Raw genomic sequence first — 23,266 nt, 5'->3', positions numbered from 1 at the left:
AATGCTTGAGATCAAGAACCTGCATGCCCGCATTGCCTCGACCGGCACGGAGATCATCCGCGGCTTGAACCTGACGGTGAAGGCCGGCGAGGTCGCCGCCATCATGGGGCCGAACGGCTCCGGTAAATCGACGCTGTCCTACATCCTCGCCGGTCGCGACGACTACGAGGTCACCGAGGGCGACATCCTTTATAACGGCCAGTCGATCCTCGAAATGGATCCGGCCGAGCGCGCCACCGCCGGCATCTTCCTCGCCTTCCAGTATCCGATGGAGATACCGGGCGTGGCGACGATGGAATTCCTCAAAGTGGCGATGAACGAGCAGCGCAAGGCGCGCGGCGAGGAGCCGCTCAAGATTCCGGAATTCCTCAAGCGCGTGAAGGAAGCCGCCGCCTCGCTCAACATGGACATGGCGATGCTGAAGCGGCCGCTCAATGTCGGTTTCTCCGGCGGCGAGAAGAAGCGCGCCGAGATCCTGCAGATGAAGCTGCTGGAGCCAAAGCTGTGCGTGCTCGACGAGACGGATTCCGGCCTCGATATCGACGCCTTGAAGATCGTGTCCGACGGCGTCAACGCGCTGCGTTCCCCGGAGCGCGCCATCGTCGTCATCACCCACTATCAGCGCCTGCTCGATCACATCGTGCCGGACACGGTGCACGTGCTCTACAAGGGGCAGGTCATCAAGTCGGGCGACAAATCGCTGGCACTCGACCTCGAAGCCAATGGCTATGCCGGTGTGATCGGCGAAGCCGCGTGAGATGCCAGAAGGCAGGGCGAAACTGATGAATATGCATACACAACCGCAGCGGACGCTGGCTGAAACGGCGATCATCGACGCTTTCGGCGAGCGGTTGTCGCTGCTGCCGGGCGATGGCGCCGTGACGCTGAAGCGCGACGACGCGATCGAGGCGATCAAGAGCGGCCTGCCGACGCGGCGCGTCGAATCCTGGCACTACACCGACCTGCGCCGTCTGTTGACGTCGGTGCCGGATTTCGATCCGACGGCCAGCGTGAGGGCCGTAGCGCCGATCGTTGACGGTTCTGCCGTCCTGCCCCTCCTCAACGGCGTGTCGGCGACAAAAGTACCTGCAATCGAAGGCGTCACCATTCAACGTCTGTCGGAAAAACTGACCGACGGCAGCATCGCTGCGGGGCTTGATCCCTATGGAACCGACGATGCGATCGGCGCCCTGAACACCGCTTTTGTCGCCGACGGCTATTTCGTCGACATCGCTGACGGCGCCAGGCTGGAAAAGCCGATCGAATTGCAGAACCTGCAGGCCGGCGGCCAGACGCATGTGCGTCTTCCGGTGCGCGTCGGCGCCGATGCCCGGGCGACCATTGTCGAGCGCCAGTCGGGCGAGGGCAGTGGCTTGGCAAGTTCGGTCAGCCAGCTTGTGCTGGGTGAGGGTGCCGAAGTGATGTGGCTCATCGTGCAGGAGCAGCCGGAAACGGCCACGCATCTTGCCCAGTTCAAGGCGCATCTCGGCAAGAATTCGAAGCTGACGCTGTTCGTCATGAACGCTGGCGGCAAGCTTGTACGCCAGGAGATCGTCGTGAAGACGACCGGCGAAGGCGCCGACTTCAAGCTGCGCGGCATCAACCTGCTTGCCGGCGACACCCATACCGACGTGACCATGGTGCTCGACCACGCCGTGCCGCGCACCACGTCGACGGAAATCATCCGCAACGTGGTTACAGGGCGGGCGCATGGCGTGTTCCAGGGCCGCATCAACGTCCATCAATACGCCCAGAAGACCAACGCCAAGATGGCCTGCAACACGTTGCTGCTGTCTGATGATGGCGAGTTCTCGACCAAGCCGGAACTCGAAATCTTCGCCGACGATGTTGTCTGCGGCCATGGCGCGACGGTCACCGAGATCGACCACGATCATCTGTTCTATCTGATGGCGCGCGGCGTTGACGAGAAGAGCGCGCGCGGCCTTCTGGTGAAGGCGTTCGTGGCGGAAGTGATCGAGGAACTGGACGACGAGACCATCGTCGACGCGCTGGAAGCGCGGCTCGACGGCTGGTTCGCGGCGCACGGGTGACTCTGATGAACGCACCGGGCAAGATCGGAGAATTCTACGACGTCGAAGCGATCCGTCGCGATTTCCCGATCCTGTCACGGGAAGTCTACGGCAAGCCGCTGGTCTATCTCGACAACGGCGCTTCGGCGCAGAAGCCGCAGGTGGTGCTGGATACGATCCAGCACGCCTACAGTCAGGAATACGCCAACGTCCATCGCGGCCTGCACTTCCTCTCCAATGCGGCGACCGACGCCTACGAGAAGGCGCGCGAAACGGTGCGTCGCTTCCTCAACGCGCCGAGCACCGACAACATCATCTTCACCTCCAACACTACCTCGGCGATCAACACCGTCGCCTATGGCTATGGCATGCCCAATATCGGCGAGGGCGACGAGATCGTGCTGTCGATCATGGAGCATCATTCCAACATCGTTCCCTGGCATTTCATTCGCGAGCGGCAAGGCGCGAAGCTGGTCTGGGTGCCGGTCGACGATCTCGGCGCATTCCACATCGAGGAATTCGAGAAGCAACTGACCAGCCGTACGAAGCTGGTGGCGATCACCCAGATGTCGAATGCACTTGGCACGGTGACGCCGATCAAGGAGATCGTGCGCATCGCGCATGCGCGTGGAATTCCCGTGCTCGTCGACGGCAGCCAGAGCGCCGTCCACATGCCGATCGACGTGCAGGATCTCGATTGCGATTTCTTCGTCTTCACCGGCCACAAGGTCTACGGTCCCTCGGGCATCGGCGTGCTCTACGGCAAGAAGGACATTCTCGCGGGCATGCGGCCCTTCATGGGCGGTGGCGAGATGATCGAGGAGGTGACGGAAGACATCGTCACCTACAACGAGCCGCCGCATCGTTTTGAAGCGGGCACGCCGCCTATCGTCCAGGCGATCGGACTGGGTGCCGCGCTCGACTACATGGAAAGTGTCGGCCGCGACCGCATCGCCGCGCATGAGGCCGATCTGAAGGACTATGCCCATGAGCGGCTGCGCGCCATCAACTCGCTGCGCATCTTCGGCGACGCCCCGGGCAAGGGCGCCATCATCTCCTTCGAACTGCAAGGTATTCATGCCCATGACGTGTCGATGGTGATAGACAGGCAGGGCGTTGCAGTCCGCGCCGGCACGCATTGCGCCCAGCCGCTGTTGAAACGGTTTGGCGTAACCTCCACATGCAGGGCATCGTTCGGCATGTATAATACCAGGGCCGAAGTCGACGCTTTGGCCGAGGCGCTTGAAAAAGCGCGAAAGTTTTTTGGGTGACGACCATGGATGATGCGACCATCGCTGCAGAGACCGCTCCGGAAACGGCAGCCAACCCGCTGGTTTCCGCCTCGGCCATTCCGGCCGACGAACTGGCACGGCTGACCGACGACATCGTCTCGGCGCTGAAGACGGTCTACGACCCGGAAATCCCCGCCGACATCTACGAACTCGGCCTCATCTACAAGATCGACATCGAGGACGACCGCTCGGTCAAGATCGACATGACGCTGACCGCTCCCGGCTGTCCGGTCGCCGGCGAAATGCCCGGCTGGGTGGAGAATGCCGTTGGCGCTGTCGAAGGCGTGTCCGGCGTTGAGGTCAACATGACCTTCGATCCGCCCTGGTCGCCTGACCGCATGTCGGAAGAGGCGCAAGTCGCGGTTGGCTGGTACTAGCGTCGAGCCGGACAATGGTTGGTACACTTGCGCCAGTAGTAAAACTTCACCATTTTAGGTGAGGAATCATTCGGCAGGCCTTGAACCTGCATGGAATGGAGAAGGAAGAAGATGGGACGCTTCGCCGTCATCACGATGACCGAAAAGGCCGCCGACCGGGTGCGCGAGATTGTCGCGACCCGAGAAAATGCGCATGGCATTCGCCTGGGCATCAAGAAGGGCGGCTGCGCCGGCATGGAATACACGGTCGATCTGGTGACCGAGCCCAACACCAAGGACGACCACATCGAGCGCGACGGCGCGCATGTCTATGTCGCTCCCGAGGCAGCCCTTTTCCTGTTCGGCACCGAAATGGACTTCGAGCAGACGACACTGCGCACCGGCTTCACCTTCCACAACCCGAACCAGAGTTCGGCCTGCGGCTGCGGCGAATCTGTCGAACTGAAGCCTGCCGATCTCAAGGCGCTGGCAGAGGCACGCACTTCAGCCTGATTTTCCTTCGCCCCGTTTACGGGGAGAAGGTGGCCCGAAGGGCCGGATGAGGGGCCGAGCAGGCCCTGCAGTGTTCGCGCTGCCCCCATATGCCTGCCGGCATCTTCTCCCGTAAACGGGGCGAAGACAGTCACTCCACCCACATTCCCGTCCGTTTGTGCCAGTCGGCGATCGATTCTTCCGGGTAGACATCGAACGTCTTGTCGCCTTTGCCGACCACTGGTTCGACCCAGTTCGCCTTGTATTTCAACATCAGATGCACTCGGCTCGGCGGAATGGGCAGATCATTGTCGACTGCCGAAGCGAAGGGATGCACCAACTCGGGCCATGTCGGATCGTAGAGCCACAGCGCCGATCCGCATTTCCGGCAGAAATTCCGCTCGCCGGATGATATCTCGCAATGCGGATGTTCGTCGTCTTCGATCTTTGCCCGATAGACGCCGATGTTTCTCTTTCCCCGGATGTTCAAGGTTTCGCTGTCGGCGCCCAGATTGATGGCGAAGCCGCCGCCACCCTGCTGTTTGCGGCAGATCGAGCAGTAGCAGAGCATGAACGGCGCCGGCGTATGGCTTTCCACTTCGAAGCGCACGGCATTGCACCGGCAGGAACCCTTGAGCAGAAGCGGCATGGCAAAACTCCGGTGAATTCCCGTCAACTTGTCAGCATCGTTTTGGTTGCGACGATGACAGGGCTTAAACCCGGTGACATGATCGCCGGATGGACAATGAACGCATAGAAGAACTTTTCCAGAGCCTCGGCTCGGTCAGCATCAGAAAACTGTTTGGCGGCAAGGGCATCTACTCGGACGGCGTCATCGTCGCCATCGTGCTGCGCGGCGAATTGATGCTGAAGGCGGATGAGCAGAGCGCCGGCGATTTCGAAGCCGCCGGCTGCGTGCAGTGGACCTATACTGGCTCCCGCCACGGCAAGCTGGTCTCCATGCCCTATTGGAGCGTTCCCGACAGTGCCTTTGACGATCCCGATGAGATGGCGATGTGGGCGCGCCGGGCCTATGAGGCTGGGCGGCGGGCGGGGAAGTAGATTCCCACAAGCGCCAGGCGGCCCCCTCATCCGGCCGCTTTGCGGCCACCTTCTTCCCGAGGGGAGAAGAGGTCGATGTCGGCGCTGCAAACTCCTCTCCCCAAGGGGAGAGGTCGGATTGCCCTGAATTGCTCTTTGCAATTCGGTCTTGGCAATCCGGGTGAGGGGGCCTTCGCTGCGAACCTACAGCGCCTTCGCAATTCTCGCCGCCAGCCGCGCATTGTTCTCGACCAGCGCGATGTTGGTCTTCAGGCTGCGGCCGCCGGTCAGTTCGAGGATCTTCGACAGCAGGAACGGCGTCACCGCCTTGCCGGTGATGTTCTGCGCCACTGCGGCCTTCTGCGCCGCTTCGATATAGCCCGCCATCTCGCCGGCGGGGATTTCGTGGTTCTCCGGCACCGGATTGGCGATCAGCACGCCGCCGCCAAGCCCGAGCGCCTGTCGGGTCTTGTAGAAATGCGCGATGTCTTCTGGCGTATGCAGGGTCAGCGGCGCGCGGAAGGGCGAATGGCGCGACCAGAAGGCCGGCATCGTCTCGCAGCCATGGCCGACAACCGGCACGCCGCGCGTCTCCAGCACCTCGAGCGTCTTTTCGATGTCGAGGATCGCCTTGGCGCCGGCCGACACGACGATGACAGGCGTGCGCGCCAGTTCGTCAAGGTCGGCGGAGATGTCAAAGCTCTTCTCGGCGCCCTTGTGCACGCCGCCAATGCCGCCGGTGGCGAACACTTTTATCCCGACCATATGGGCAGCGATCATAGTGGCGGCGACTGTTGTGCCGCCGGTGCGTCCCTGCGCGACCGCGAAGCCGAGATCGGCGCGCGACAGCTTCATCGCGTCGCCGGTCATCGCCAGCGACTCCCGCTCGCCATCCGAAAGCCCGATCTTGATGCGGCCAGCGACCACGGCGATCGTCGCCGGCACGGCGCCGCCATCGCTGATGATCTTTTCGACATCGGCCGCCATGGCGCCATTGTCGGGGTAGGGCATGCCGTGGGTGATGATGGTGCTTTCCAGCGCCACCACTGGCCGGCCGGCGGCGAGTGCCTCCGCTACCGGCGCGTGAATATCGATGAAGGGGCGGGCGGTCTCTGGGGTCATGTTATCTCCAATCCGAAGTGCCAGGCGTCCATACAGGACGCGTAAGCAGACTTCAGCACTGTGAATTTGCCGGTCTCATGCCACTTCCTGCGCATCGGGCACAAGGGCCAGTGCTGCGGCAAAGCTGGCTGCATTGAAATCCGGAACGGCATTGGCGCTTTCGATCGCGAGTGTCGCAGCCGCGATGCCTTCACGCAACGCAGCACGCAACGGCACGCCATGCAACAGTGCTGCAACTGTCGTACCTGCCAGCGCGTCGCCGGCGCCGGTCACATCCGTAACCTTTCTCGGAGGCGGCGGCAGGATCGAGAAGGTGCCGGCCTGGTCGAAGCCGAGCATCGGATTGCCGCCCGCTGTTACCACGCCGCTTTTGAGCCCCGCACGTCGCAGGCCGTCGACGATGCCTTGTTCTGCCGTACCGGCGCCCACGCCGGCCAGGGCGAGCGCCTCGCGGCGGTTCATGAATACGACAGCCAATCTGTCGAGCACAGGCATCAACCGCACGATCTTGGCCGGTGAAATGGCAATCGCGAAAATCGGCTTGCCGGCGGCAAGCGATGCCAGCCGCTCCAGCGCGGTTGACGGCAGGTTCGCGTCGCAGAAGACGGCATCGGCGGCGTTGATGGCCTCGCGTACCTTGGCGCGGCGGATTTGCTTGGGAAACGCCAGATCGTACAGCGCCATGTCGGCAAAGCCGACGATCAGCTCGCCGTCACGATCGAGCAGCGCCGTATAGCTCGGCGTCGTCCGGTCGAGGAAAACCGCGGAAAGATCGATAATACCCGCCCTGTCGATGGCCGCTGACACCGTCTCGGCCGCGGCGTCGCCGCCGCGCACGGAAAGCAGCGACGCCGATACGCCGCGCCGCACGGTGCTTCGCAAGGCATTGAAGACGCCGCCGCCGACATCCTCGCGCATCGTGCCGGGGTTTGAAGCGGCGGGCACATAGTCTCCCGAAACCTGACCGCGCCGGTCGATGTGGGCGCCGCCTATCGCAAGGATTTTCGGGGATTTCACCATGCTGGCCATGTGACCTTTCTGTTTGCGCGGCTCGGACATTAATGCATGTCGCGCCCCAAGTGCGCGGCCCGACGCGTTCTAGATCGCCCGGCGCAACCTCGCAACCGAAGGTGCGATTCGGAAGAACGCGGATTGGGCCAGCGTCGGTCAGACCGGGCAGGCTTGGGCCAAAATTATGAAACAAAAATGGAACATGTGGAGATAACGATGTATTTTCAGAGAGTTAGAGGCTCTTGCCAAATGAGAACAAAAAAGGTACAAAGCAACAGGGATAACGGATTGTCCGGCCTTCATTGACGACCAAGGGGTGATGTATCATGGCTCAGAATACTTTGCGGCTTGTAGAGGATAAGGCAGTGGACAAATCAAAGGCTCTGGATGCGGCGCTGTCGCAAATCGAGCGGGCTTTCGGCAAGGGCTCGATCATGCGGCTCGGCGCGAACGAGCAGGTCGTCGAGATCGAGACCGTGCCGACCGGCTCGCTTGGCCTCGACATCGCGCTTGGCGTCGGCGGCCTGCCGCGCGGCCGCATCATTGAAATCTATGGGCCGGAAAGCTCGGGCAAAACGACGCTGGCGCTGCACACCGTTGCCGAAGCCCAGAAGAAGGGCGGCATCTGCGCCTTCGTCGATGCCGAGCACGCGCTTGACCCGGTCTATGCCCGCAAGCTCGGCGTCGATCTGGAGAACCTTTTGATCTCGCAGCCTGACACTGGCGAGCAGGCGCTGGAAATCTGCGACACGCTGGTGCGTTCCGGAGCCATCGACGTGCTGGTGGTCGATTCGGTCGCGGCGCTGACGCCGCGCGCCGAAATCGAGGGCGAGATGGGCGATTCGCTGCCGGGCCTGCAGGCCCGGCTGATGAGCCAGGCACTGCGCAAGCTGACCGCCTCGATCTCGCGCTCCAACACCATGGTCATCTTCATCAACCAGATCCGCATGAAGATCGGCGTCATGTTCGGTTCGCCCGAAACCACCACGGGTGGCAACGCGCTGAAATTCTATGCTTCGGTGCGCCTCGACATCCGCCGCATCGGCTCGGTCAAGGATCGCGACGAGGTCGTCGGCAACCAGACCCGCGTCAAGGTGGTCAAGAACAAGCTGGCGCCGCCCTTCAAGGTGGTCGAGTTCGACATCATGTACGGCGAAGGCGTCTCCAAGACCGGCGAACTGGTCGATCTCGGCGTCAAGGCCGGCGTGGTCGAGAAGTCGGGCGCCTGGTTCTCCTACAATTCGCAGCGTCTGGGCCAGGGTCGCGAGAACGCGAAACTGTTCCTGCGCGACAATCCCGATACGGCGCGCGAGATCGAGCTTGCACTCAGGCAAAATGCCGGTCTGATTGCGGAAAAATTCCTCGAGAATGGCGGCTCGGAAGGTGGCGACGACGGTTTCGAGGATGAAGCCGGCGCGATGTAGCCTGCAAGCAATGCCTGCAAGCACATATTGAGTTCGTGTATTCCCGTTTGAGTTTGCGTATTAATGCGTTTCAAGCCGCCGGCCTTAGGGTCGGCGGTTTTGCGTTTTGGCCGATTCGAACCGCTGGGGACGGGCGCGATCTGGACCCATTTCGTGTTTCTGGACAGGGTGCGGCGTGATCGCTAAAAGGCCAAAGTCTATCTTCTAAAGACGCAAAGCCCATTTTCCGCCGGCGGGCCGGCGGTTCTCTCGAAAAGGCAGCATTCATGAGTGGCGTGAACGAGATCCGGTCGACATTTCTCGACTACTTCCGCAAGGAGGGTCACGAGATCATCGCGTCGAGCCCGCTGGTGCCGCGCAACGATCCGACGCTGATGTTCACCAACGCCGGCATGGTGCAGTTCAAGAACGTCTTCACCGGTCTCGAGAAGCGGCCCTATTCGCGTGCCTCGACCGCCCAGAAGAGCGTTCGCGCCGGCGGCAAGCACAACGACCTCGACAATGTCGGCTACACAGCGCGCCACCTGACCTTCTTCGAGATGCTCGGCAATTTCTCCTTTGGCGACTATTTCAAGGAGCGCGCCATCGAGCTTGCCTGGAACCTGATCACCAAGGAATTCGGGCTGAACAAGGACAAGCTGCTGGTCACTGTCTATCACACGGATGACGAGGCTGCCGGCTTCTGGAAGAAGATTGCCGGCTTCTCCGACGACCGCATCATTCGCATTGCCACATCAGACAATTTCTGGGCGATGGGCGACACCGGACCTTGCGGGCCGTGCTCGGAGATCTTCATCGATCGGGGCGAACACATCTGGGGCGGCCCTCCCGGCAGCCCGGAAGAGGACGGCGACCGGTTCCTTGAATTCTGGAACCTGGTGTTCATGCAGTATGAACAGGTGACGAAGGACGAGCGCATCGATCTGCCGCGTCCGTCGATCGACACCGGCATGGGCCTGGAGCGCATGGCGTCCATCCTGCAGGGGGTGGAAAGCGTCTTCGAAACCGATCTGTTCCGTCATCTGATCGACGCGGCTTCATCCGCCATCGGGCACGGTCCCGACAAGGAGACGGTCGCGTCCTACCGTGTCATTGCGGATCATCTGCGCTCGTCCTCCTTCCTGGTCGCCGATGGCGTGCTGCCGTCGAACGAAGGCCGTGGTTATGTCCTTCGCCGCATCATGCGCCGCGCCATGCGTCACGCGCAGCTGCTCGGCGCCCGTGATCCGTTGATGTGGCGCCTGGTGCCGGCGCTGGTGCGTGAGATGGGCCAGGCCTATCCGGAACTGGTGCGCGGCGAACAACTGATCACCGAGACGCTGAAGCTCGAGGAAACGCGGTTCCGCAAGACGTTGGTGCGCGGCCTGGGCCTGCTTTCAGAGGCGACGGAAAAGCTGCATGCCGGTGACATGCTGGATGGTGAGACCGCCTTCAAGCTCTACGACACCTACGGATTCCCGCTCGATCTGACGCAAGACGCGCTGCGCCAGCGCAGCATCTCGGTCGATCTGGCCGGCTTCACCGATGCGATGGAGCGGCAGCGGGCCGAGGCGCGCGCTCACTGGGCGGGCTCCGGCGACGCGGCCACCGAGACGATCTGGTTCCCGGTGCGCGAGAAGGCGGGCGCCACCGAGTTCCTCGGCTACGAGACAGAGCAGGCGGAAGGCATCATCCAGGCGCTTGTCAGGGACGGCAAGACCGTAGACAGCGCCGGCAAGGGCGAAGCGGTTGCAGTGGTCGTCAACCAGACGCCGTTCTATGGCGAGTCCGGCGGCCAGATGGGCGACACCGGTGTCATCTCAGGCGAAGGGTTCTCGATCGAGATCACTGACACGCAGAAGAAGGCCGATGGACTGTTCGTTCATGTCGGCAAGGTGGTGAGCGGTACGGTCAAGACGGGCGTTGCCGTCGAACTGAAGGTCGACCATGCGCGCCGCTCCCGGTTGCGGGCAAACCATTCCGCGACGCACCTGATTCACGAGGCGCTGCGCGAGGTGCTGGGCACCCATGTCGCGCAGAAGGGTTCGCTGGTCGCGCCCGAGCGCCTGCGCTTCGACATCTCGCACAACAAGCCCATTTCGCCGGAGGATCTCGAAGAGGTCGAGCGCATGGCCAATGAGATCGTCGTGCAGAACGGCCCGGTGACCACGCGCCTGATGTCGGTCGACGACGCCATCGCCGAAGGCGCCATGGCGCTGTTTGGCGAGAAGTACGGCGATGAGGTGCGCGTCGTGTCGATGGGCACGGGCTTGCATGGCGTCAAGGCCAATCGGCCCTATTCGGTCGAGCTCTGCGGTGGCACGCATGTCAGGGCGACCGGCGATATCGGTCTGGTGCGTGTCGTGTCGGACAGCGCGGTCGCCGCCGGCGTGCGCCGCATCGAGGCGTTGACCGGCGAGGCCGCGCGCAAGCATCTCGACGAGCAGGACCGTCGCCTGAAATCCGTCGCCTCGACCCTGAAGATCTCGCCGGCCGACGTGCCGGCGCGTGTCGAGGCGCTGCTCGACGAGCGCAAGAAGCTCGAGAAGGAGTTGACCGAAGCGCGCAAGAAACTGGCGCTGGGCGGTGGTGCCGCGGCGGGCGCGCCGTCGGAGAACGAGACGGTGGCGGGCGTCGGTTTCCTCGGCAAGGCGGTCTCGGGTGTCTCGCCAAAGGATTTGAAGCCGCTCGCCGATGCTGGCAAAACCTCGCTGGGCTCCGGGGTCGTGGTCTTCGTCGGCGCCGGCGAGGACAACAAGGCCAGCGTCGTTGTTGCCGTCACCGATGACCTTGTCGGGCGCTTCAGTGCCGTCGATCTGGTGCGGGTGGCTTCAGCCGCATTGGGCGGGCAGGGCGGCGGTGGGCGGCCTGACATGGCGCAGGCCGGTGGCCCGGATGCTTCGAAGGCCAATGATGCGATTGCCGCGGTAAGGGCCGCACTCGAAGCCGCCTGAAAGCCACGACATGAACGTTCTCGTCCTCGGCGGCTATGGTTTGATCGGGGACGCAGTCGTTGGCCGTTTGCTCCGCGACGGTCATCATGTGTGCGGCCTTGGTCGCGATGTTGGGGATGCGCAACGACGCAGGCCAGCGGTTTGCTGGATCGCGGCCGACATGTCGCTGCTGCTTGCCGCTGAAGACTGGCTGCCGGTGGTTGCGGGCATGGATGCGGTCGTGAACGCGGCAGGCGCCTTGCAAGATGGCCCGCGGGACCGCCTCGACGCCGTTCACTGGCGTTCCGTGCTGGCGTTGGTCGCGGCATGTGAGCAGGCCGGTATCCGCCGTTTTGTGCAGATTTCCGCTGTTGGCGCCGACCCATCTTCGAAAAATCCCTTTTTCAGCACCAAGGCGGAAGGCGACAGGGCTGTTGCAAGCTCTTCGCTAGAGTGGACGATCCTGCGGCCGGGTTTGGTGATCGCGCCCGCCGCCTACGGCGGGACCGCGCTTTTGCGCGCCCTTGCGGCGTTCCCCGGTTTTGTTCCGGCCGTCATGTCGCGTCAGCCGATCCAGACAGTATCGGTCGTCGACGTCACTGAGGCGGTCTCACGGGCGGTCGCTGGATCCCTACCACCCCGCCTTGTCGTCGATCTCGTCGAGGCCAATGCCAGGCCTCTCGCCGATGTTCTCTCTGCCTTTCGTGCGTGGCTTGGTCTGTCGCCGGCGAAAGTCGTGCCGATGCCGACCATTCTCGGTCGGCTTGCGGGCGCCGTTGCCGATGGCCTTGGCATGCTTGGCTGGCGATCTCCTCTGCGCAGCGCGGCACTTGCCGCGCTGGGGCGCGGCGTGACAGGCAATGCCGCGCCCTGGAACGAAATTTCCGGCCATCCACTTCAGCCGCTTGAGGCAACGCTGGCCGACACGCCCGCACATGTCCAGGAACGATGGTTCGCACGCCTCTGGCTGCTGAAGCCTGTCATCCTTGCTTGCCTGTCGATGTTCTGGCTTGTCTCGGGCATCATCGGCCTGATCCGGCAAGAGGAGGCGGCGGATATTCTCGTTTCGCATGGCGTGCCGGGGAATTTCGCTGATATGTCGGTTCTTGCCGGCAGTGCCGCGGATATCCTTGTTGGCGCCGCGGCTGTGGTCCGGCCCTTCGCCCGGCGCGCGCTGCAGGCGATGATCGCGATCACGCTGTTTTATCTGGCGGCGGCGACGCTTCTCGTTCCCGAGCTTTGGCTCGCTCCGCTGGGGCCGCTGGTCAAGACAATCCCGACGCTTTGCCTGGTCCTTGTGGCGCTGGCGGTGCTCGACGAACGATGAGTCTCTGGATCGACATACTGCGCTGGGCGCATGTCATCGGTGCCACGGTTCTCTTCGGCACCGGCGCCGGTATCGCCTTCTTCATGCTCATGGCGCAGCGTACCGCGCGGCCTGATCTCGTCGCCCATGTCGCTGGTACGGTCGTCATCGCCGACACCATATTCACGGCCACGGCCGTCGTGATGCAGCCGATCACGGGTGTGTTGCTGGCACAGGCAATGGGGTGGCCGCTGTCCGAAGGCTGGATTGTGTTGTCCTTGCTGCTCTACGTCGCGACAGGCTTGTTCTGGCTGCCTGTTGTCTGGATTCAGATCCGGATACGAAATCTGGCGCGCCAGGCAGTCATCGAGAATGGACCGCTGCCAGCCGAGGAGAAGCGGCTTTTTCGCATATGGTTCGCTTGCGGCTTTCCTGCTTTTGCCGCCGTACTTGCGATCCTCTGGCTGATGGTCACCCGACCGGCAATCAATTTTTAGGTCGCGGCTGGCGCCAACGCCTGGGGCACGCGATCCAGTCTTGCATCGACTGACCTGTGCGGCGACGCGAGCCAATCAGTTTGTCGCAGGACCACTCGCGGCAAAGCTTGGGCGGGAAGCGATTCGCTCCCACCACGCCTGGATCTCGGGAAATTCGGCCAGCAGTCTTTGCCCTTCAGCGACCTTCAGAAAGTAACCAATGATGGGCGCGGCATGCAGGTCGGCCAGCGTCAATTCGGCTCCCATCAGCCACGATCCCTGCGCTTTCAGTGACGAAAGTACCCGCAGTGTGGCGGCCGCCCGCTGAAGCCCGGCGGCGATCAAGGCCTCGTCAGGCGCAGGCTTCTCCATCCGCTCGACGGCGACATCCCAGACCATCGACCGATACGCATAGGCGTCGAGCAGGCCGATCATCTGGTTCATGGTGGCGCGGGCGCGAGCATCCGTCGGCTGCAGGGCGGGGCCGGCAAAACCCTCATCGATATAGCGGGCGATGGCGCTGGTCTCGAAGAGGCGAAAGCCGTCATGCTCGAAGGCCGGGATACGGCCGAAGGGATGATGTTCGAGATACCAGCCGGGCACGCCATCCGCCGCGAAGACGTCGACCGGCACCAGCTCGTACTCGACGCCCTTTTCCTCGAGAGCAAGCCGGACGATCCGCACATAGACGCTGTAGTCAGCACCGTAGACGACCGGCTTGCCCATTTTTTCCCTCAGGTCCTGGCTGACGTTACGCCATCGCCTTCTGCAGGTTCTCGTCGATCTTGTCGAGGAAGCCGGTGGTCGACAGCCATGGCTGGTCAGGGCCGATCAGCAGCGACAGGTCCTTGGTCATGAAGCCCGACTCGACCGTCTGGATGCAGACCTTTTCCAGCGTCTCGGCAAAGCGCTTCAGTTCGGCATTGTCGTCGAGCTTGGCGCGGTGCGCGAGGCCGCGCGTCCAGGCGAAGATCGAGGCGATCGAATTGGTCGAAGTCTCCTCGCCCTTCTGATGCTGGCGATAGTGGCGGGTGACGGTGCCGTGCGCGGCTTCGGCTTCCACCGTCTTGCCGTCCGGCGTCATCAGCACCGAGGTCATCAGGCCAAGCGAGCCGAAACCTTGCGCAACCGTGTCGGACTGCACGTCGCCATCATAGTTCTTGCAGGCCCAGACGTAGCCGCCTGACCATTTCAGGCTGGAAGCCACCATGTCGTCGATCAGCCGGTGCTCGTACCAGAGCTTCTTCGACTTGAACTCGGCTTCGAATTCGGCCTCGTAGACTTCCTGGAAAATGTCCTTGAAGCGGCCGTCATAGGCTTTGAGGATGGTGTTCTTGGTGGACAAATAGACCGGATAGTTGCGCAGCAGGCCGTAGTTCAGCGAGGCGCGGGCAAACTCGCGGATCGATTCGTCGAGGTTGTACATGGCCATGGCGACGCCGGCGCCGGGCGCGTCGAACACGTCGTGCTCGATCACCTGGCCGTCCTCGCCAACGAACTTGATCGTCAGCTTGCCCTTGCCGGGGAAGCGGAAATCGGTGGCGCGGTACTGGTCGCCGAAGGCGTGGCGGCCGACGATGATCGGTTTGGTCCAGCCGGGCACCAGGCGGGGCACGTTCTTCATGATGATCGGCTCGCGGAAGATGGTGCCGCCCAGGATGTTGCGGATGGTGCCGTTCGGCGACTTCCACATCTTCTTCAGCTTGAACTCCTCGACGCGCTGCTCGTCGGGGGTGATCGTCGCGCATTTCACGCCGACGCCGTATTTCTTGATGGCGTTGGCCGAATCGATCGTCACCTGGTCGTTGGTGGCGTCGCGGTGCTCGATGCCGAGGTCGTAATATTCAAGCTTGAGGTCGAGATAAGGGTGGATCAGCTTGTCCTTGATGAACTGCCAGATGATGCGGGTCATCTCGTCGCCGTCGAGTTCGACGACCGGGTTCGCCACCTTGATCTTCGCCATGGAAAGAATGCCTCGTTGCTGGGAATATGGACGGCCTTGCCCGCGTGGCGTTCGGCCGGGGGAAGCCGCCCGTATATCAAAGCGCTTTTGGCCACGCAAACGGCGATCGGTCACGAATTGGAGGCCAGAGCCGTCGCTATTTGCGAAAGCTTCATTTTCCGGGCCGAATGTGTCAGGGACGCTGAAATGCCGCAAACAGCAGTTCATTGACAGCCATGCCAACCACTGAAGACGCCACCACCATTCCAGCCGCCGGCCCGGCGATCATCCTCGTCGAACCTCAGCTTGGCGAGAATATCGGCATGGTCGCACGCGCCATGGCCAATTTCGGCTTGGTCGAGCTGCGCCTCGTCAATCCGCGTGATGGCTGGCCGAGCGAGAAGGCGCGCGCGGCTGCAAGCCGCGCCGACCACGTTATCGACGCGGTCAGGGTATTCGACGATCTGGCCGCCGCGCTTGCCGACCTGAATTTTGTTTTCGCCACCACGGCAAGGCAGCGTGACGGCTTCAAATCTGTGCGCGGCCCGGTGGAAGCGGGCAGGATGCTGCGCGCCCGTCATGCAATGGGGCAACGCACAGGCATCCTGTTCGGGCGCGAACGCTTCGGCCTCTATAATGACGAGGTCGGTCTTGCCGACGAGATCGTCACCTTTCCGGTCGATCCTGATTTTTCCTCGCTCAACATCGCCCAGGCGGCCTTGTTGATGTCCTACGAGTGGATGAAGTCCGGCCTCGAGGACGAGACCAAAACCAATTTCTCCGGCCCCGACATGAAGCCGGCAAGCAAGGAAGAGCTGCACGGCCTGTTCGCCTATCTCGAAGGCGCACTCGAAGCGCGCGGCTACTTCCGCCCCGCGCCGAAGAAGCCGAAGATGGTCGACAATCTGCGCGCGGTGCTGACGCGCGCCAGCTTCGCCGAGCCGGAGCTGAAGGTTCTGCGCGGCATCATCTCGTCGCTCGACAGGTTCTCGCCGGCGATGCCGCGTGGCGATGGATCTCCCGGCGACGATCCAAGACGCTTGCCAGCAGCGGCGGCGCGCGCCCGCAAGGCGGAAGCGGCTGGCCTGGCGGCGCCCGACGCCAATGGCGACGACAATGACACGCCGCCGGCGGGCGGTAGGGGAACCGACAATGACTGAGCGGCCGATCCTGATGTTCGATTCCGGCGTCGGCGGCCTTACCGTGCTGCGCGAAGCGCGCGTGTTGATGCCCGATCGCCGCTTTGTCTATGTCGCCGATGACGCTGCTTTCCCCTATGGCGCATGGGAGGAGCCAGCCCTCAGCGCTCATATCCTTGGCCTGTTCGGTTCGCTGCTGCGGAAATTCCAACCTGAGATTTCGGTCATTCCCTGCAACACCGCATCGACGCTGGTGATTGACGCGCTGCGCCAGAAATTCCCCGGCCACCCCTTTGTCGGCACGGTGCCGGCAATCAAGCCGGCGGCCGAGCGCACGCGCTCGGGTCTGGTTTCGGTGCTGGCGACGCCAGGCACCGTGAAGCGTCAGTACACGCGCGACCTGATCAGCAAATGGGCGCAGAAATGCCACGTGCGGCTGGTCGGATCGGATCGGCTGGCGCCGCTGGCCGAAATCTATATGCGCCAGGGATTCGTCGACGAGGAGATTGTCCGCGAGGAGATCGCGCCGTGCTTCGTCGAAAAGGACGGCGCCCGCACCGACATCATCGTGCTAGGCTGCACGCACTATCCGTTCCTGGCCAATCGCATGCGCAAGACAGCGCCCTGGCCGGTTGACTGGATCGATCCGGCCGAGGCGATTGCGCGGCGCGCCATGTCGCTGCTGGCGCCCGTCGATGGGCCGTTGCCGGAAGGCGAGCCCGACATCGCCGTGTTCACATCCGGCAAGGTGGATTTCGCGACCAGCCGGCTGATGCAGGGGTTTGGCCTGAGGGTTGCCTGAAGCCCGGAACGTCGGCGAAGCCGGCGCGTTTGTCTCCCGTTGCAGAAGGGAGAACCAACCATGCCAGCCAAATCAAAAGCCCAGCAGAAAGCCGCCGGCGCGGCCCTGTCCGCCAAGCGCGGCGAGACCAAGAAGAGCGAACTGATCGGTGCGTCTCGGGAGATGTACGACTCGATGAGCGAAAAGCAGCTCGAGGAATTCGCCGAGACCAAGCGCAAGGGGCTGCCGGAGAAGAAGTCGAAGGACTGATCTCTTCGGCAGCGTTGCCTTGCAGCAATGGTCAGTAGCCTAGCGTGAAGCGCTCACCTTTATGCTGGGGCCTTTCGGCTTCGTTGACGAGCGCGACGGCGAGATCCTCGACCGAGATGTGGCTCTCGCCCTTTTTGTCCAGCACAGGCTGGTCGCCGCCGAGACGGAATTTCCCTGTCCTCTGTCCTGGTGCCATGTGGACCGCGGGAGACAGGAATGACCACTCGAGACCCTTCTCCTTGCGGATTTCGGCAAGCGCGTCGCGAGCGGCGCGGGCGCCATCCCGGTACGCTTCGGGAAAGTGCGGCGAATCGACGAACTGGCTGCCGTCGGGTGCGTGCAGGCTGCCGGCGCCGCCGACGATGATCAGGCGCACGCCCGCGGCCTTTGCCGCCGCCACGATCGCCCGCGATCCAGACAGATGCTTGTCATAGATTTCCGGATCGCCCCAGCCGCCGTTGAACGCGGAAATGACCACGTCATGGCCCGCCAGAGCCGCCGCCAACTGCTTGCTGTCGGTGACATCAGCCTTGACGGCAACGACGCCCGCCTGTGGCGCCAGCTTGGACGGATTGCGTACGATCGCGGTGACGGAGTGGCCACGCGCGAGGACTTCCTTGAGCACCGCGGCACCGACGAAACCGGATGCGCCAATGAGAGCAATTTTCATATGTGTCTCCTCCATCTTCCTGTCTGGTTCCTGTCTGGCTTTGTGTGGTCGTAGGGCGTCAAGGCAGCTTGGCGGAGCCCCGCAACCACGCCTCACCATGAAATAGGGCCCGCGAGGTGTTTCGCAGGCCCTATGCAAACTTTATGCCGACACCGTCGTGCGCGATCCAATTGGAATCACGAGAATGGACCGTCTACCAACGATGGCAGTGGCGCACCCTCTCGACGATGACCCTGCGGTGGCCATGCCGCCAAACGACCCTCTTTTTCACGATGATGCGGCAAACCGGTTTATGGCCATGCCAGTGCCTTGCCATTGCCGGTTCCGGCGCAACCGCCATAGAACCTGCCAGCACTGCCGCGCCGGCCAGGGTAAGGAAGAACTTTTTCATGTTTAGTAGGGCTCCTCTCGCTCCAGTTCCTTCCTGATGCCGTTGGCGCAACCCTCAGCCATATCAGGCACGGCATCAACGTCGAAAATGTTGTATGGTTGCCGTCAGCCATTCCAGTGACAAGCTTGACAGCGGATGAAACTCCGTCTAACCACCCCGACAACACCGGGCCGCAATGCCCGGTGGTTTCTTTTGTATACGCAAGACCAATCAGCCTAGCCGATTCCGGTCTTGTTTGAAATGACGTGTCCCGTGGGCTTTCCGCCGCGTTGCGTGGGAAAGCCCTGTCAGGCCTCGAAAACGGGGGCCAGAGGAGGGCGCGTTTCCTTCACCCGGACCATGAGGTTCCGGGTGGTTTGTTTTGAAAAGGGAATGCGATGAGCAAGCGCGAATCCGCGAAGTACAAGATCGACCGCCGTCTCGGCGAAAACATCTGGGGCCGCCCGAAGTCCCCGGTCAACAAGCGTGAATATGGCCCGGGCCAGCACGGCCAGCGCCGCAAGGGCAAGCTTTCCGATTTCGGCCTGCAGCTGCGCGCCAAGCAGAAGCTGAAGGGTCACTATGGCGACGTTTCGGAAAAGCAGTTCCGCAAGGTCTATGAAGAGGCCGACCGCCGCAAGGGCGACACCTCCGAGAACCTGATCGGCCTGCTCGAGTCGCGTCTGGACGCGGTCGTCTATCGCGCCAAGTTCGTGCCGACCATTTTCGCTGCCCGTCAGTTCGTCAACCACGGCCACGTCAACGTCAACGGCAAGCGCGTCAACATCGGTTCGTACCGCTGCAAGCCGGGCGACGTCGTTGAAGTGCGCGAGAAGTCGAAGCAACTGGTCATCGTTCTGGAAGCGGTGGGCCTGGCCGAGCGCGACGTGCCCGATTACATCGAAGCCGATCACAACAAGATGGTCGCGACCTTCTCGCGCATCCCCGGCCTGGCCGACGTTCCGTTCGCGGTGCAGATGGAACCGAACCTGGTCGTCGAATTCTATTCGCGCTGATCGACCCCCGTTTTTCGATATCAGGAGAGGCCGCCCTTTGAGGCGGCCTTTTCTTTGCTGGCCATGTCCGCTAATCCGGGCGCTCGGGTTCACTGAAAGCGCCGCGCCATGAACATGTTGTCAGAGCCAATCGCCGACGTCGAAGGCGGCTTTCATCCGCTGTTCGCCGACGTGCCGTCATCGGTAGAATTCAACAAGCTGCGCAAGCGGCTGCTGCGGCTCACCCGCCAGGCGATCGAGGATTTCTCGATGGTGAGGCCAGGCGATCGCTGGCTGGTCGCGCTGTCGGGCGGCAAGGATTCCTACGGCTTGCTCGCCCTGCTGCTGGACCTCAAATGGCGCGGACTTCTGCCGGTTGAACTGCTGGCCTGCAATCTCGACCAAGGCCAGCCGAATTTTCCAAAACACATATTGCCGGACTACCTCAATGCCCATGGCATTGCGCATCGCATCGAATACCAGGACACCTATTCGGTCGTCACCGACAAGCTTCCCGAAGGCAGCACCTATTGCTCGCTGTGCTCGCGCCTGCGGCGCGGCCATCTCTATCGCATCGCGCGAGAGGAGGGGTGCTCGGCGCTGGTGCTCGGCCATCATCGCGAGGACATTCTCGAGACCTTCTTCATGAATCTCTTCCATGGCGGTCGCCTCGCCGCCATGCCGCCAAAGCTGCTCAATGACGAAGGCGACGTCATGGTGCTCAGGCCGTTGAGCTATTGCGCGGAGGCCGACCTCGAAAAATTCGCCGACGCCATGCGCTTTCCGATCATCCCTTGCGACCTCTGCGGCAGCCAGGAAGGGCTGCAGCGCAATGCCATGAAGGCAATGCTGGACGATATCGAGAAACGCATGCCCGGGCGCAAGGACACGATGCTCCGCGCGCTCTCCAACACCCGACCATCACACCTGCTCGACCGGAAGCTGTTTGATTTCGCGAGCCTCAACGAAACCCTCGGCGAACGGCAAGATAATCCCGATGAGATTTGACGATACCGCGATCGACCGGCTCGCAACCTTGCTTGCCGAGGCGGCCGAAACGGAAATCATGCCGCGTTTTCGCCGGCTGGGCACGGGCGATATCCGCCAGAAGACCTCGGCTGCGGATCTGGTGACGGAGGCGGATGTGAACGCCGAGCGGCTGATCACCGCCAGGCTGCACGAGCGCTACCCGTCGGCGATGATCGTCGGCGAGGAGGCCTGCTCTGATAATCCGGCACTGCTGCAGGGGCTCGGCGACGCCGACCTCGCTTTCGTCATCGACCCGGTCGACGGCACGTTCAATTTCGCCTCTGGCATGCCGTTGTTCGGCGTCATGCTGGCCGTGGTGGTGAAGGGCGAAACGGTAGCCGGCATCATTCACGATCCCGTCGGCAAGGACTGGCTGATCGGTGCGAAGGGCGCCGGGAGCCACATACAGCACTCTTATGGCAGCCTGGAGAAGGTTGCGATCGCAGCACCCGTGCCGATCGCGGAAATGACCGGCTCCGTCTCCTGGCAGTACATGGCCGAGCCCGAGCGCTCACGCCTGGCGCGCAACCAGACCAAGACGCTGTCGCAATTCGCCTATCGCTGCGCAGCGCACGAATACCGATTGCTGGCGAGCGGCCATGGCCACTTCGTCGTCTACAACAAGCTGATGCCTTGGGACCATCTGGCCGGCGCGCTGATCCATGCCGAGGCTGGCGGCTATTCCGCCCGCTTCGACGGCAGCCCCTATCTGCCTTCACATATCGACGGCGGCCTTCTCGTTGCGCCCGACGAGGAAAGCTGGCGGGAACTGCGCCGCGAACTCTGGGCGGAATAGGATTAATTCGCGCCCGGCCAGCAGGCTGCCGACCGACAAACAATAGTTTAGTGCAGGTCGGTGACGTGCCCTGAAACAGGTGGGTTGTGCGGCTGGAACATCTTGCCCCGCTCGGCAAGCAGGATCATCAGCAGCGCCGCCACCGACACGCTGCAGAAGCCGGCGGCGAGCGGCGTCACCGTGCCGTTGAAGGCCTGGCCGATCAGCGTGCCGAGAATGCCGCCGAGAAACGTCTGCATGAAACCCAGGATGGATGACGCCGTGCCGGCCAGCGCACCCAGCGGCTCCATCGCCAGGGCGTTGAAATTGGCGCCGAGTGCACCGAATGGAAGCATGGCGCTGGCAAAGAAGGTGACGAATAGCCAAAGCGGCATCTTTATTTCCAGCGACACGACCAGCCAGGCGAGGCTGATGACCAGAAACAGCAGCAGCGCGCTTTGCGACAGGCGGCGCATGCCGATGCGACCGACAAGGCGCGAGTTCAGATAGTTGGAGAAGGCGAGCACGCCGGCGACACCCGCGAAGATGACCGGGAACATCTCGCCGACGTGGAATATGTCGACGTAGATCTGCTGTGCCGAGGCGATGAAGCCGAACATCGCGGCGAAGACGAAGGTGCTGGCAAAGGCGTAGCAGAGCGCGATGCGATTGGTGAGCACGATGCGAAAACCGCCAAGAATGGATGATGCCGTCAGCGGCCGGCGGTATTCAGGATGCAGCGTTTCCGGCAGGCGCAGCAGCGACCAGGCGGAGACGAACAGTGCCCCCACCGCCATGGTGATGAAGATCCAATGCCACGTCGCGAACAGCATGATGAACTGGCCGATGCCGGGAGCGATGACCGGAATGGCCATGAACACCATGAAGATCAGCGACATCACCTCGGCCATGCGCCGGCCGTCGAACGTATCGCGCACGATCGAGACTGCAATGACGCGGGTCGCGGCCGCACCGATGCCCTGCACGACCCGGCACAGCAGAAGTGTTTCGAAGCTTGGCGCGACGGCGGCCGCGGCGGCCGCCGCAACATAGATCACCAGCCCGGCGACCAGCGGCGCGCGGCGTCCGAAGCGGTCGGAGATCGGCCCGAAGAAAAGCTGCCCGCCGCCAAAGCCCAGAATATAGGCCGTGACCACATATTGGCGGTGGTTTTCATTCTCGACGCCAAGCGAGGCACCGATCTGCTGCAGGGCCGGCAGCATGATGTCGATGGCCAGCGAATTCAGCGCCATCAGCGCCGCGCACAGCGCGATGAACTCCCAGCGCGGAATGGGCAGTTTGCTTGCCGATTGCGGCGCTACGGTTGGCTGGTCCACGGTAAATCCGATCTTTCAAACGAAAATGCGCCGGCGGGCCGGCGCATTGGCTCGTCTCATTTCCCGGAAGCCGGGACAACAAAGCAGAACTCAGGCGGCGCCTTTGACGCTCACGCCCTTCTCGACGAGGAACGTCTGCAGTTCGCCTGCCTGGAACATCTCGCGGATGATGTCGCAGCCGCCGACGAATTCACCCTTGACGTAGAGCTGCGGGATCGTCGGCCAGTTGGAATATTCCTTGATGCCCTGGCGCAGTTCGGCCGAGTCCAGCACGTTCACGCCTTTGTAGTCGGCGCCGATATAGTCGAGGATCTGGACAACCTGGCCGGAAAATCCGCACTGCGGGAAACCGGGCGTGCCCTTCATGAAGAGCACGACGTCGTTGCCCTTCACTTCGTTGTCGATGTAGTCATTGATACCGCTCATGAAGAATCCTTTCACGCCTGTGGGAGTCAGGCTCGAAACATATCTTTCAAATAAACCCATAGGTTGCCCG

General features: G+C 62.5%; 25 protein-coding genes. 16 read left to right on the top strand and 9 right to left on the bottom strand.

The window, feature by feature from the left end; all coding sequences use genetic code 11:
• The first annotated feature begins 1 nt into the window (after position 1).
• The 5 genes from sufC to sufA all read left to right on the top strand — a co-directional run bounded on the left by sufC (position 2) and on the right by sufA (position 4,191).
• Positions 2–757 (top strand): Fe-S cluster assembly ATPase SufC, encoded by a 756-nt coding sequence (gene sufC, locus ABVQ20_RS09410; RefSeq protein WP_354459228.1) that lies wholly within the window; start codon positions 2–4, stop codon positions 755–757.
• Between the two features lie 25 nt (positions 758–782).
• Positions 783–2,051, top strand: coding sequence for a Fe-S cluster assembly protein SufD (sufD, locus tag ABVQ20_RS09405; protein ID WP_354459227.1), 1,269 nt, complete (start codon positions 783–785; stop codon positions 2,049–2,051).
• A 5-nt stretch (positions 2,052–2,056) separates the two neighbouring features.
• Positions 2,057–3,301 carry a cysteine desulfurase gene (locus tag ABVQ20_RS09400; protein WP_354459226.1) on the top strand — a complete coding sequence of 415 codons (1,245 nt, stop codon included), beginning with the start codon at positions 2,057–2,059 and terminating at the stop codon, positions 3,299–3,301.
• 5 nt (positions 3,302–3,306) lie between these two features.
• Complete coding sequence (locus ABVQ20_RS09395; protein ID WP_354459225.1) at positions 3,307–3,699, top strand: SUF system Fe-S cluster assembly protein; 393 nt, start codon at positions 3,307–3,309, stop codon at positions 3,697–3,699.
• Between the two features lie 111 nt (positions 3,700–3,810).
• On the top strand, positions 3,811–4,191 hold the full coding sequence (gene sufA, locus ABVQ20_RS09390; RefSeq protein ID WP_354459224.1) for a Fe-S cluster assembly scaffold SufA: 381 nt from the start codon (positions 3,811–3,813) through the stop codon (positions 4,189–4,191).
• A 130-nt stretch (positions 4,192–4,321) separates the two neighbouring features.
• On the opposite strand, the gene ABVQ20_RS09385 is transcribed toward sufA, so the two are convergent.
• Positions 4,322–4,819: a GFA family protein gene (locus ABVQ20_RS09385; protein ID WP_354459223.1), complete on the bottom strand. Its 498-nt coding sequence runs from the start codon at positions 4,817–4,819 to the stop codon at positions 4,322–4,324.
• Between the two features lie 89 nt (positions 4,820–4,908).
• Here ABVQ20_RS09385 and ABVQ20_RS09380 point away from each other — a divergent pair, with 89 nt between their 5' ends.
• The gene (locus ABVQ20_RS09380; protein ID WP_354459222.1) at positions 4,909–5,232 is read left to right on the top strand and encodes a TfoX/Sxy family protein; all 324 of its coding nucleotides are present in this window, start codon (positions 4,909–4,911) and stop codon (positions 5,230–5,232) included.
• Between the two features lie 183 nt (positions 5,233–5,415).
• On the opposite strand, the gene ABVQ20_RS09375 is transcribed toward ABVQ20_RS09380, so the two are convergent.
• Together ABVQ20_RS09375 and ABVQ20_RS09370 are read right to left on the bottom strand one after the other, a co-directional pair.
• Positions 5,416–6,333 (bottom strand): pseudouridine-5'-phosphate glycosidase, encoded by a 918-nt coding sequence (locus tag ABVQ20_RS09375; protein WP_354459221.1) that lies wholly within the window; start codon positions 6,331–6,333, stop codon positions 5,416–5,418.
• Between the two features lie 75 nt (positions 6,334–6,408).
• The gene (locus ABVQ20_RS09370; RefSeq protein WP_354462149.1) at positions 6,409–7,353 is read right to left on the bottom strand and encodes a carbohydrate kinase family protein; all 945 of its coding nucleotides are present in this window, start codon (positions 7,351–7,353) and stop codon (positions 6,409–6,411) included.
• A 317-nt stretch (positions 7,354–7,670) separates the two neighbouring features.
• Here ABVQ20_RS09370 and recA point away from each other — a divergent pair, with 317 nt between their 5' ends.
• The 4 genes from recA to ABVQ20_RS09350 all read left to right on the top strand — a co-directional run bounded on the left by recA (position 7,671) and on the right by ABVQ20_RS09350 (position 13,483).
• A complete protein-coding gene (gene recA, locus ABVQ20_RS09365; RefSeq protein WP_027028105.1) occupies positions 7,671–8,768 on the top strand; it encodes a recombinase RecA in 1,098 nt (365 codons plus the stop codon).
• Positions 8,769–9,034: 266 nt separating this feature from the next.
• Positions 9,035–11,701 (top strand): alanine--tRNA ligase, encoded by a 2,667-nt coding sequence (alaS, locus tag ABVQ20_RS09360; protein ID WP_354459220.1) that lies wholly within the window; start codon positions 9,035–9,037, stop codon positions 11,699–11,701.
• A gap of 10 nt (positions 11,702–11,711) precedes the next feature.
• Positions 11,712–13,007: an SDR family oxidoreductase gene (locus tag ABVQ20_RS09355; protein WP_354459219.1), complete on the top strand. Its 1,296-nt coding sequence runs from the start codon at positions 11,712–11,714 to the stop codon at positions 13,005–13,007.
• On the top strand, positions 13,004–13,483 hold the full coding sequence (locus tag ABVQ20_RS09350) for a DUF2269 family protein (RefSeq protein ID WP_354459218.1): 480 nt from the start codon (positions 13,004–13,006) through the stop codon (positions 13,481–13,483). Before ABVQ20_RS09355 ends, ABVQ20_RS09350 begins: the two co-directional genes overlap by 4 nt.
• 75 nt (positions 13,484–13,558) lie before the next feature.
• On the opposite strand, the gene ABVQ20_RS09345 is transcribed toward ABVQ20_RS09350, so the two are convergent.
• Both ABVQ20_RS09345 and ABVQ20_RS09340 read right to left on the bottom strand, forming a co-directional pair.
• Positions 13,559–14,188 carry a glutathione S-transferase family protein gene (locus ABVQ20_RS09345; protein WP_354459217.1) on the bottom strand — a complete coding sequence of 210 codons (630 nt, stop codon included), beginning with the start codon at positions 14,186–14,188 and terminating at the stop codon, positions 13,559–13,561.
• Between the two features lie 25 nt (positions 14,189–14,213).
• A complete protein-coding gene (locus tag ABVQ20_RS09340) occupies positions 14,214–15,425 on the bottom strand; it encodes an NADP-dependent isocitrate dehydrogenase (protein WP_172350807.1) in 1,212 nt (403 codons plus the stop codon).
• A 215-nt stretch (positions 15,426–15,640) separates the two neighbouring features.
• Between ABVQ20_RS09340 and ABVQ20_RS09335 the strand changes: the two genes are divergently transcribed.
• From ABVQ20_RS09335 to ABVQ20_RS09325, 3 genes are read left to right on the top strand one after another with little or no spacing between them, the layout of a single operon-like run.
• Positions 15,641–16,564 (top strand): RNA methyltransferase, encoded by a 924-nt coding sequence (locus ABVQ20_RS09335; protein WP_354459216.1) that lies wholly within the window; start codon positions 15,641–15,643, stop codon positions 16,562–16,564.
• Positions 16,557–17,345, top strand: a complete 789-nt coding sequence (gene murI / locus ABVQ20_RS09330; protein ID WP_354459215.1) for a glutamate racemase — start codon at positions 16,557–16,559, stop codon at positions 17,343–17,345. Before ABVQ20_RS09335 ends, murI begins: the two co-directional genes overlap by 8 nt.
• Before the next feature lie 60 nt (positions 17,346–17,405).
• Positions 17,406–17,594 carry a DUF3008 family protein gene (locus tag ABVQ20_RS09325; protein WP_354459214.1) on the top strand — a complete coding sequence of 63 codons (189 nt, stop codon included), beginning with the start codon at positions 17,406–17,408 and terminating at the stop codon, positions 17,592–17,594.
• A 31-nt stretch (positions 17,595–17,625) separates the two neighbouring features.
• Here the strand turns inward: ABVQ20_RS09325 and ABVQ20_RS09320 are convergent, their stop codons facing one another.
• Together ABVQ20_RS09320 and ABVQ20_RS09315 are read right to left on the bottom strand one after the other, a co-directional pair.
• A complete protein-coding gene (locus tag ABVQ20_RS09320) occupies positions 17,626–18,264 on the bottom strand; it encodes an NAD(P)-dependent oxidoreductase (protein WP_354459213.1) in 639 nt (212 codons plus the stop codon).
• Positions 18,265–18,457: 193 nt separating this feature from the next.
• Positions 18,458–18,655: a hypothetical protein gene (locus ABVQ20_RS09315; protein WP_354459212.1), complete on the bottom strand. Its 198-nt coding sequence runs from the start codon at positions 18,653–18,655 to the stop codon at positions 18,458–18,460.
• A 377-nt stretch (positions 18,656–19,032) separates the two neighbouring features.
• Between ABVQ20_RS09315 and rpsD the strand changes: the two genes are divergently transcribed.
• The 3 genes from rpsD to ABVQ20_RS09300 all read left to right on the top strand — a co-directional run bounded on the left by rpsD (position 19,033) and on the right by ABVQ20_RS09300 (position 21,454).
• Positions 19,033–19,650 (top strand): 30S ribosomal protein S4, encoded by a 618-nt coding sequence (rpsD, locus tag ABVQ20_RS09310; protein ID WP_023759539.1) that lies wholly within the window; start codon positions 19,033–19,035, stop codon positions 19,648–19,650.
• A 108-nt stretch (positions 19,651–19,758) separates the two neighbouring features.
• The gene (gene ttcA, locus ABVQ20_RS09305; protein ID WP_354459211.1) at positions 19,759–20,637 is read left to right on the top strand and encodes a tRNA 2-thiocytidine(32) synthetase TtcA; all 879 of its coding nucleotides are present in this window, start codon (positions 19,759–19,761) and stop codon (positions 20,635–20,637) included.
• Positions 20,627–21,454, top strand: coding sequence for an inositol monophosphatase family protein (locus ABVQ20_RS09300; protein WP_354459210.1), 828 nt, complete (start codon positions 20,627–20,629; stop codon positions 21,452–21,454). Before ttcA ends, ABVQ20_RS09300 begins: the two co-directional genes overlap by 11 nt.
• Positions 21,455–21,501: 47 nt before the next feature.
• On the opposite strand, the gene ABVQ20_RS09295 is transcribed toward ABVQ20_RS09300, so the two are convergent.
• Both ABVQ20_RS09295 and grxD read right to left on the bottom strand, forming a co-directional pair.
• Positions 21,502–22,770 carry a multidrug effflux MFS transporter gene (locus ABVQ20_RS09295; protein WP_354459209.1) on the bottom strand — a complete coding sequence of 423 codons (1,269 nt, stop codon included), beginning with the start codon at positions 22,768–22,770 and terminating at the stop codon, positions 21,502–21,504.
• Between the two features lie 90 nt (positions 22,771–22,860).
• Complete coding sequence (gene grxD, locus ABVQ20_RS09290) at positions 22,861–23,196, bottom strand: Grx4 family monothiol glutaredoxin (protein WP_006332883.1); 336 nt, start codon at positions 23,194–23,196, stop codon at positions 22,861–22,863.
• Positions 23,197–23,266 lie beyond the last annotated feature (70 nt).

Origin of the sequence: Mesorhizobium shangrilense, from assembly GCF_040537815.1 — a bacterium.
Classification (GTDB): Bacteria; Pseudomonadota; Alphaproteobacteria; order Rhizobiales; family Rhizobiaceae; genus Mesorhizobium; species Mesorhizobium shangrilense.
This window is presented reverse-complemented; position numbering and strand designations above follow the sequence as displayed.

Excerpts from the sequence above, each read along its gene's own strand:
- ABVQ20_RS09300 (WP_354459210.1), top strand. The coding sequence starts at position 20,627 with ATGAGATTTGACGATACCGCGATCGACCGGCTCGCAACCTTGCTTGCC.
- sufC (WP_354459228.1), top strand. The coding sequence starts at position 2 with ATGCTTGAGATCAAGAACCTGCATGCCCGCATTGCCTCGACCGGCACG.
- ABVQ20_RS09325 (WP_354459214.1), top strand. The coding sequence starts at position 17,406 with ATGCCAGCCAAATCAAAAGCCCAGCAGAAAGCCGCCGGCGCGGCCCTG.
- ABVQ20_RS09355 (WP_354459219.1), top strand. The coding sequence starts at position 11,712 with ATGAACGTTCTCGTCCTCGGCGGCTATGGTTTGATCGGGGACGCAGTC.
- ttcA (WP_354459211.1), top strand. The coding sequence starts at position 19,759 with ATGAACATGTTGTCAGAGCCAATCGCCGACGTCGAAGGCGGCTTTCAT.
- ABVQ20_RS09370 (WP_354462149.1), bottom strand. The coding sequence starts at position 7,353 with ATGGTGAAATCCCCGAAAATCCTTGCGATAGGCGGCGCCCACATCGAC.
- ABVQ20_RS09375 (WP_354459221.1), bottom strand. The coding sequence starts at position 6,333 with ATGACCCCAGAGACCGCCCGCCCCTTCATCGATATTCACGCGCCGGTA.
- ABVQ20_RS09315 (WP_354459212.1), bottom strand. The coding sequence starts at position 18,655 with ATGAAAAAGTTCTTCCTTACCCTGGCCGGCGCGGCAGTGCTGGCAGGT.
- ABVQ20_RS09395 (WP_354459225.1), top strand. The coding sequence starts at position 3,307 with ATGGATGATGCGACCATCGCTGCAGAGACCGCTCCGGAAACGGCAGCC.
- ABVQ20_RS09350 (WP_354459218.1), top strand. The coding sequence starts at position 13,004 with ATGAGTCTCTGGATCGACATACTGCGCTGGGCGCATGTCATCGGTGCC.
- murI (WP_354459215.1), top strand. The coding sequence starts at position 16,557 with ATGACTGAGCGGCCGATCCTGATGTTCGATTCCGGCGTCGGCGGCCTT.
- ABVQ20_RS09345 (WP_354459217.1), bottom strand. The coding sequence starts at position 14,188 with ATGGGCAAGCCGGTCGTCTACGGTGCTGACTACAGCGTCTATGTGCGG.
- ABVQ20_RS09385 (WP_354459223.1), bottom strand. The coding sequence starts at position 4,819 with ATGCCGCTTCTGCTCAAGGGTTCCTGCCGGTGCAATGCCGTGCGCTTC.
- ABVQ20_RS09400 (WP_354459226.1), top strand. The coding sequence starts at position 2,057 with ATGAACGCACCGGGCAAGATCGGAGAATTCTACGACGTCGAAGCGATC.
- rpsD (WP_023759539.1), top strand. The coding sequence starts at position 19,033 with ATGAGCAAGCGCGAATCCGCGAAGTACAAGATCGACCGCCGTCTCGGC.
- grxD (WP_006332883.1), bottom strand. The coding sequence starts at position 23,196 with ATGAGCGGTATCAATGACTACATCGACAACGAAGTGAAGGGCAACGAC.
- recA (WP_027028105.1), top strand. The coding sequence starts at position 7,671 with ATGGCTCAGAATACTTTGCGGCTTGTAGAGGATAAGGCAGTGGACAAA.
- ABVQ20_RS09320 (WP_354459213.1), bottom strand. The coding sequence starts at position 18,264 with ATGAAAATTGCTCTCATTGGCGCATCCGGTTTCGTCGGTGCCGCGGTG.
- sufD (WP_354459227.1), top strand. The coding sequence starts at position 783 with ATGAATATGCATACACAACCGCAGCGGACGCTGGCTGAAACGGCGATC.
- alaS (WP_354459220.1), top strand. The coding sequence starts at position 9,035 with ATGAGTGGCGTGAACGAGATCCGGTCGACATTTCTCGACTACTTCCGC.
- ABVQ20_RS09340 (WP_172350807.1), bottom strand. The coding sequence starts at position 15,425 with ATGGCGAAGATCAAGGTGGCGAACCCGGTCGTCGAACTCGACGGCGAC.
- ABVQ20_RS09380 (WP_354459222.1), top strand. The coding sequence starts at position 4,909 with ATGGACAATGAACGCATAGAAGAACTTTTCCAGAGCCTCGGCTCGGTC.
- sufA (WP_354459224.1), top strand. The coding sequence starts at position 3,811 with ATGGGACGCTTCGCCGTCATCACGATGACCGAAAAGGCCGCCGACCGG.
- ABVQ20_RS09335 (WP_354459216.1), top strand. The coding sequence starts at position 15,641 with ATGCCAACCACTGAAGACGCCACCACCATTCCAGCCGCCGGCCCGGCG.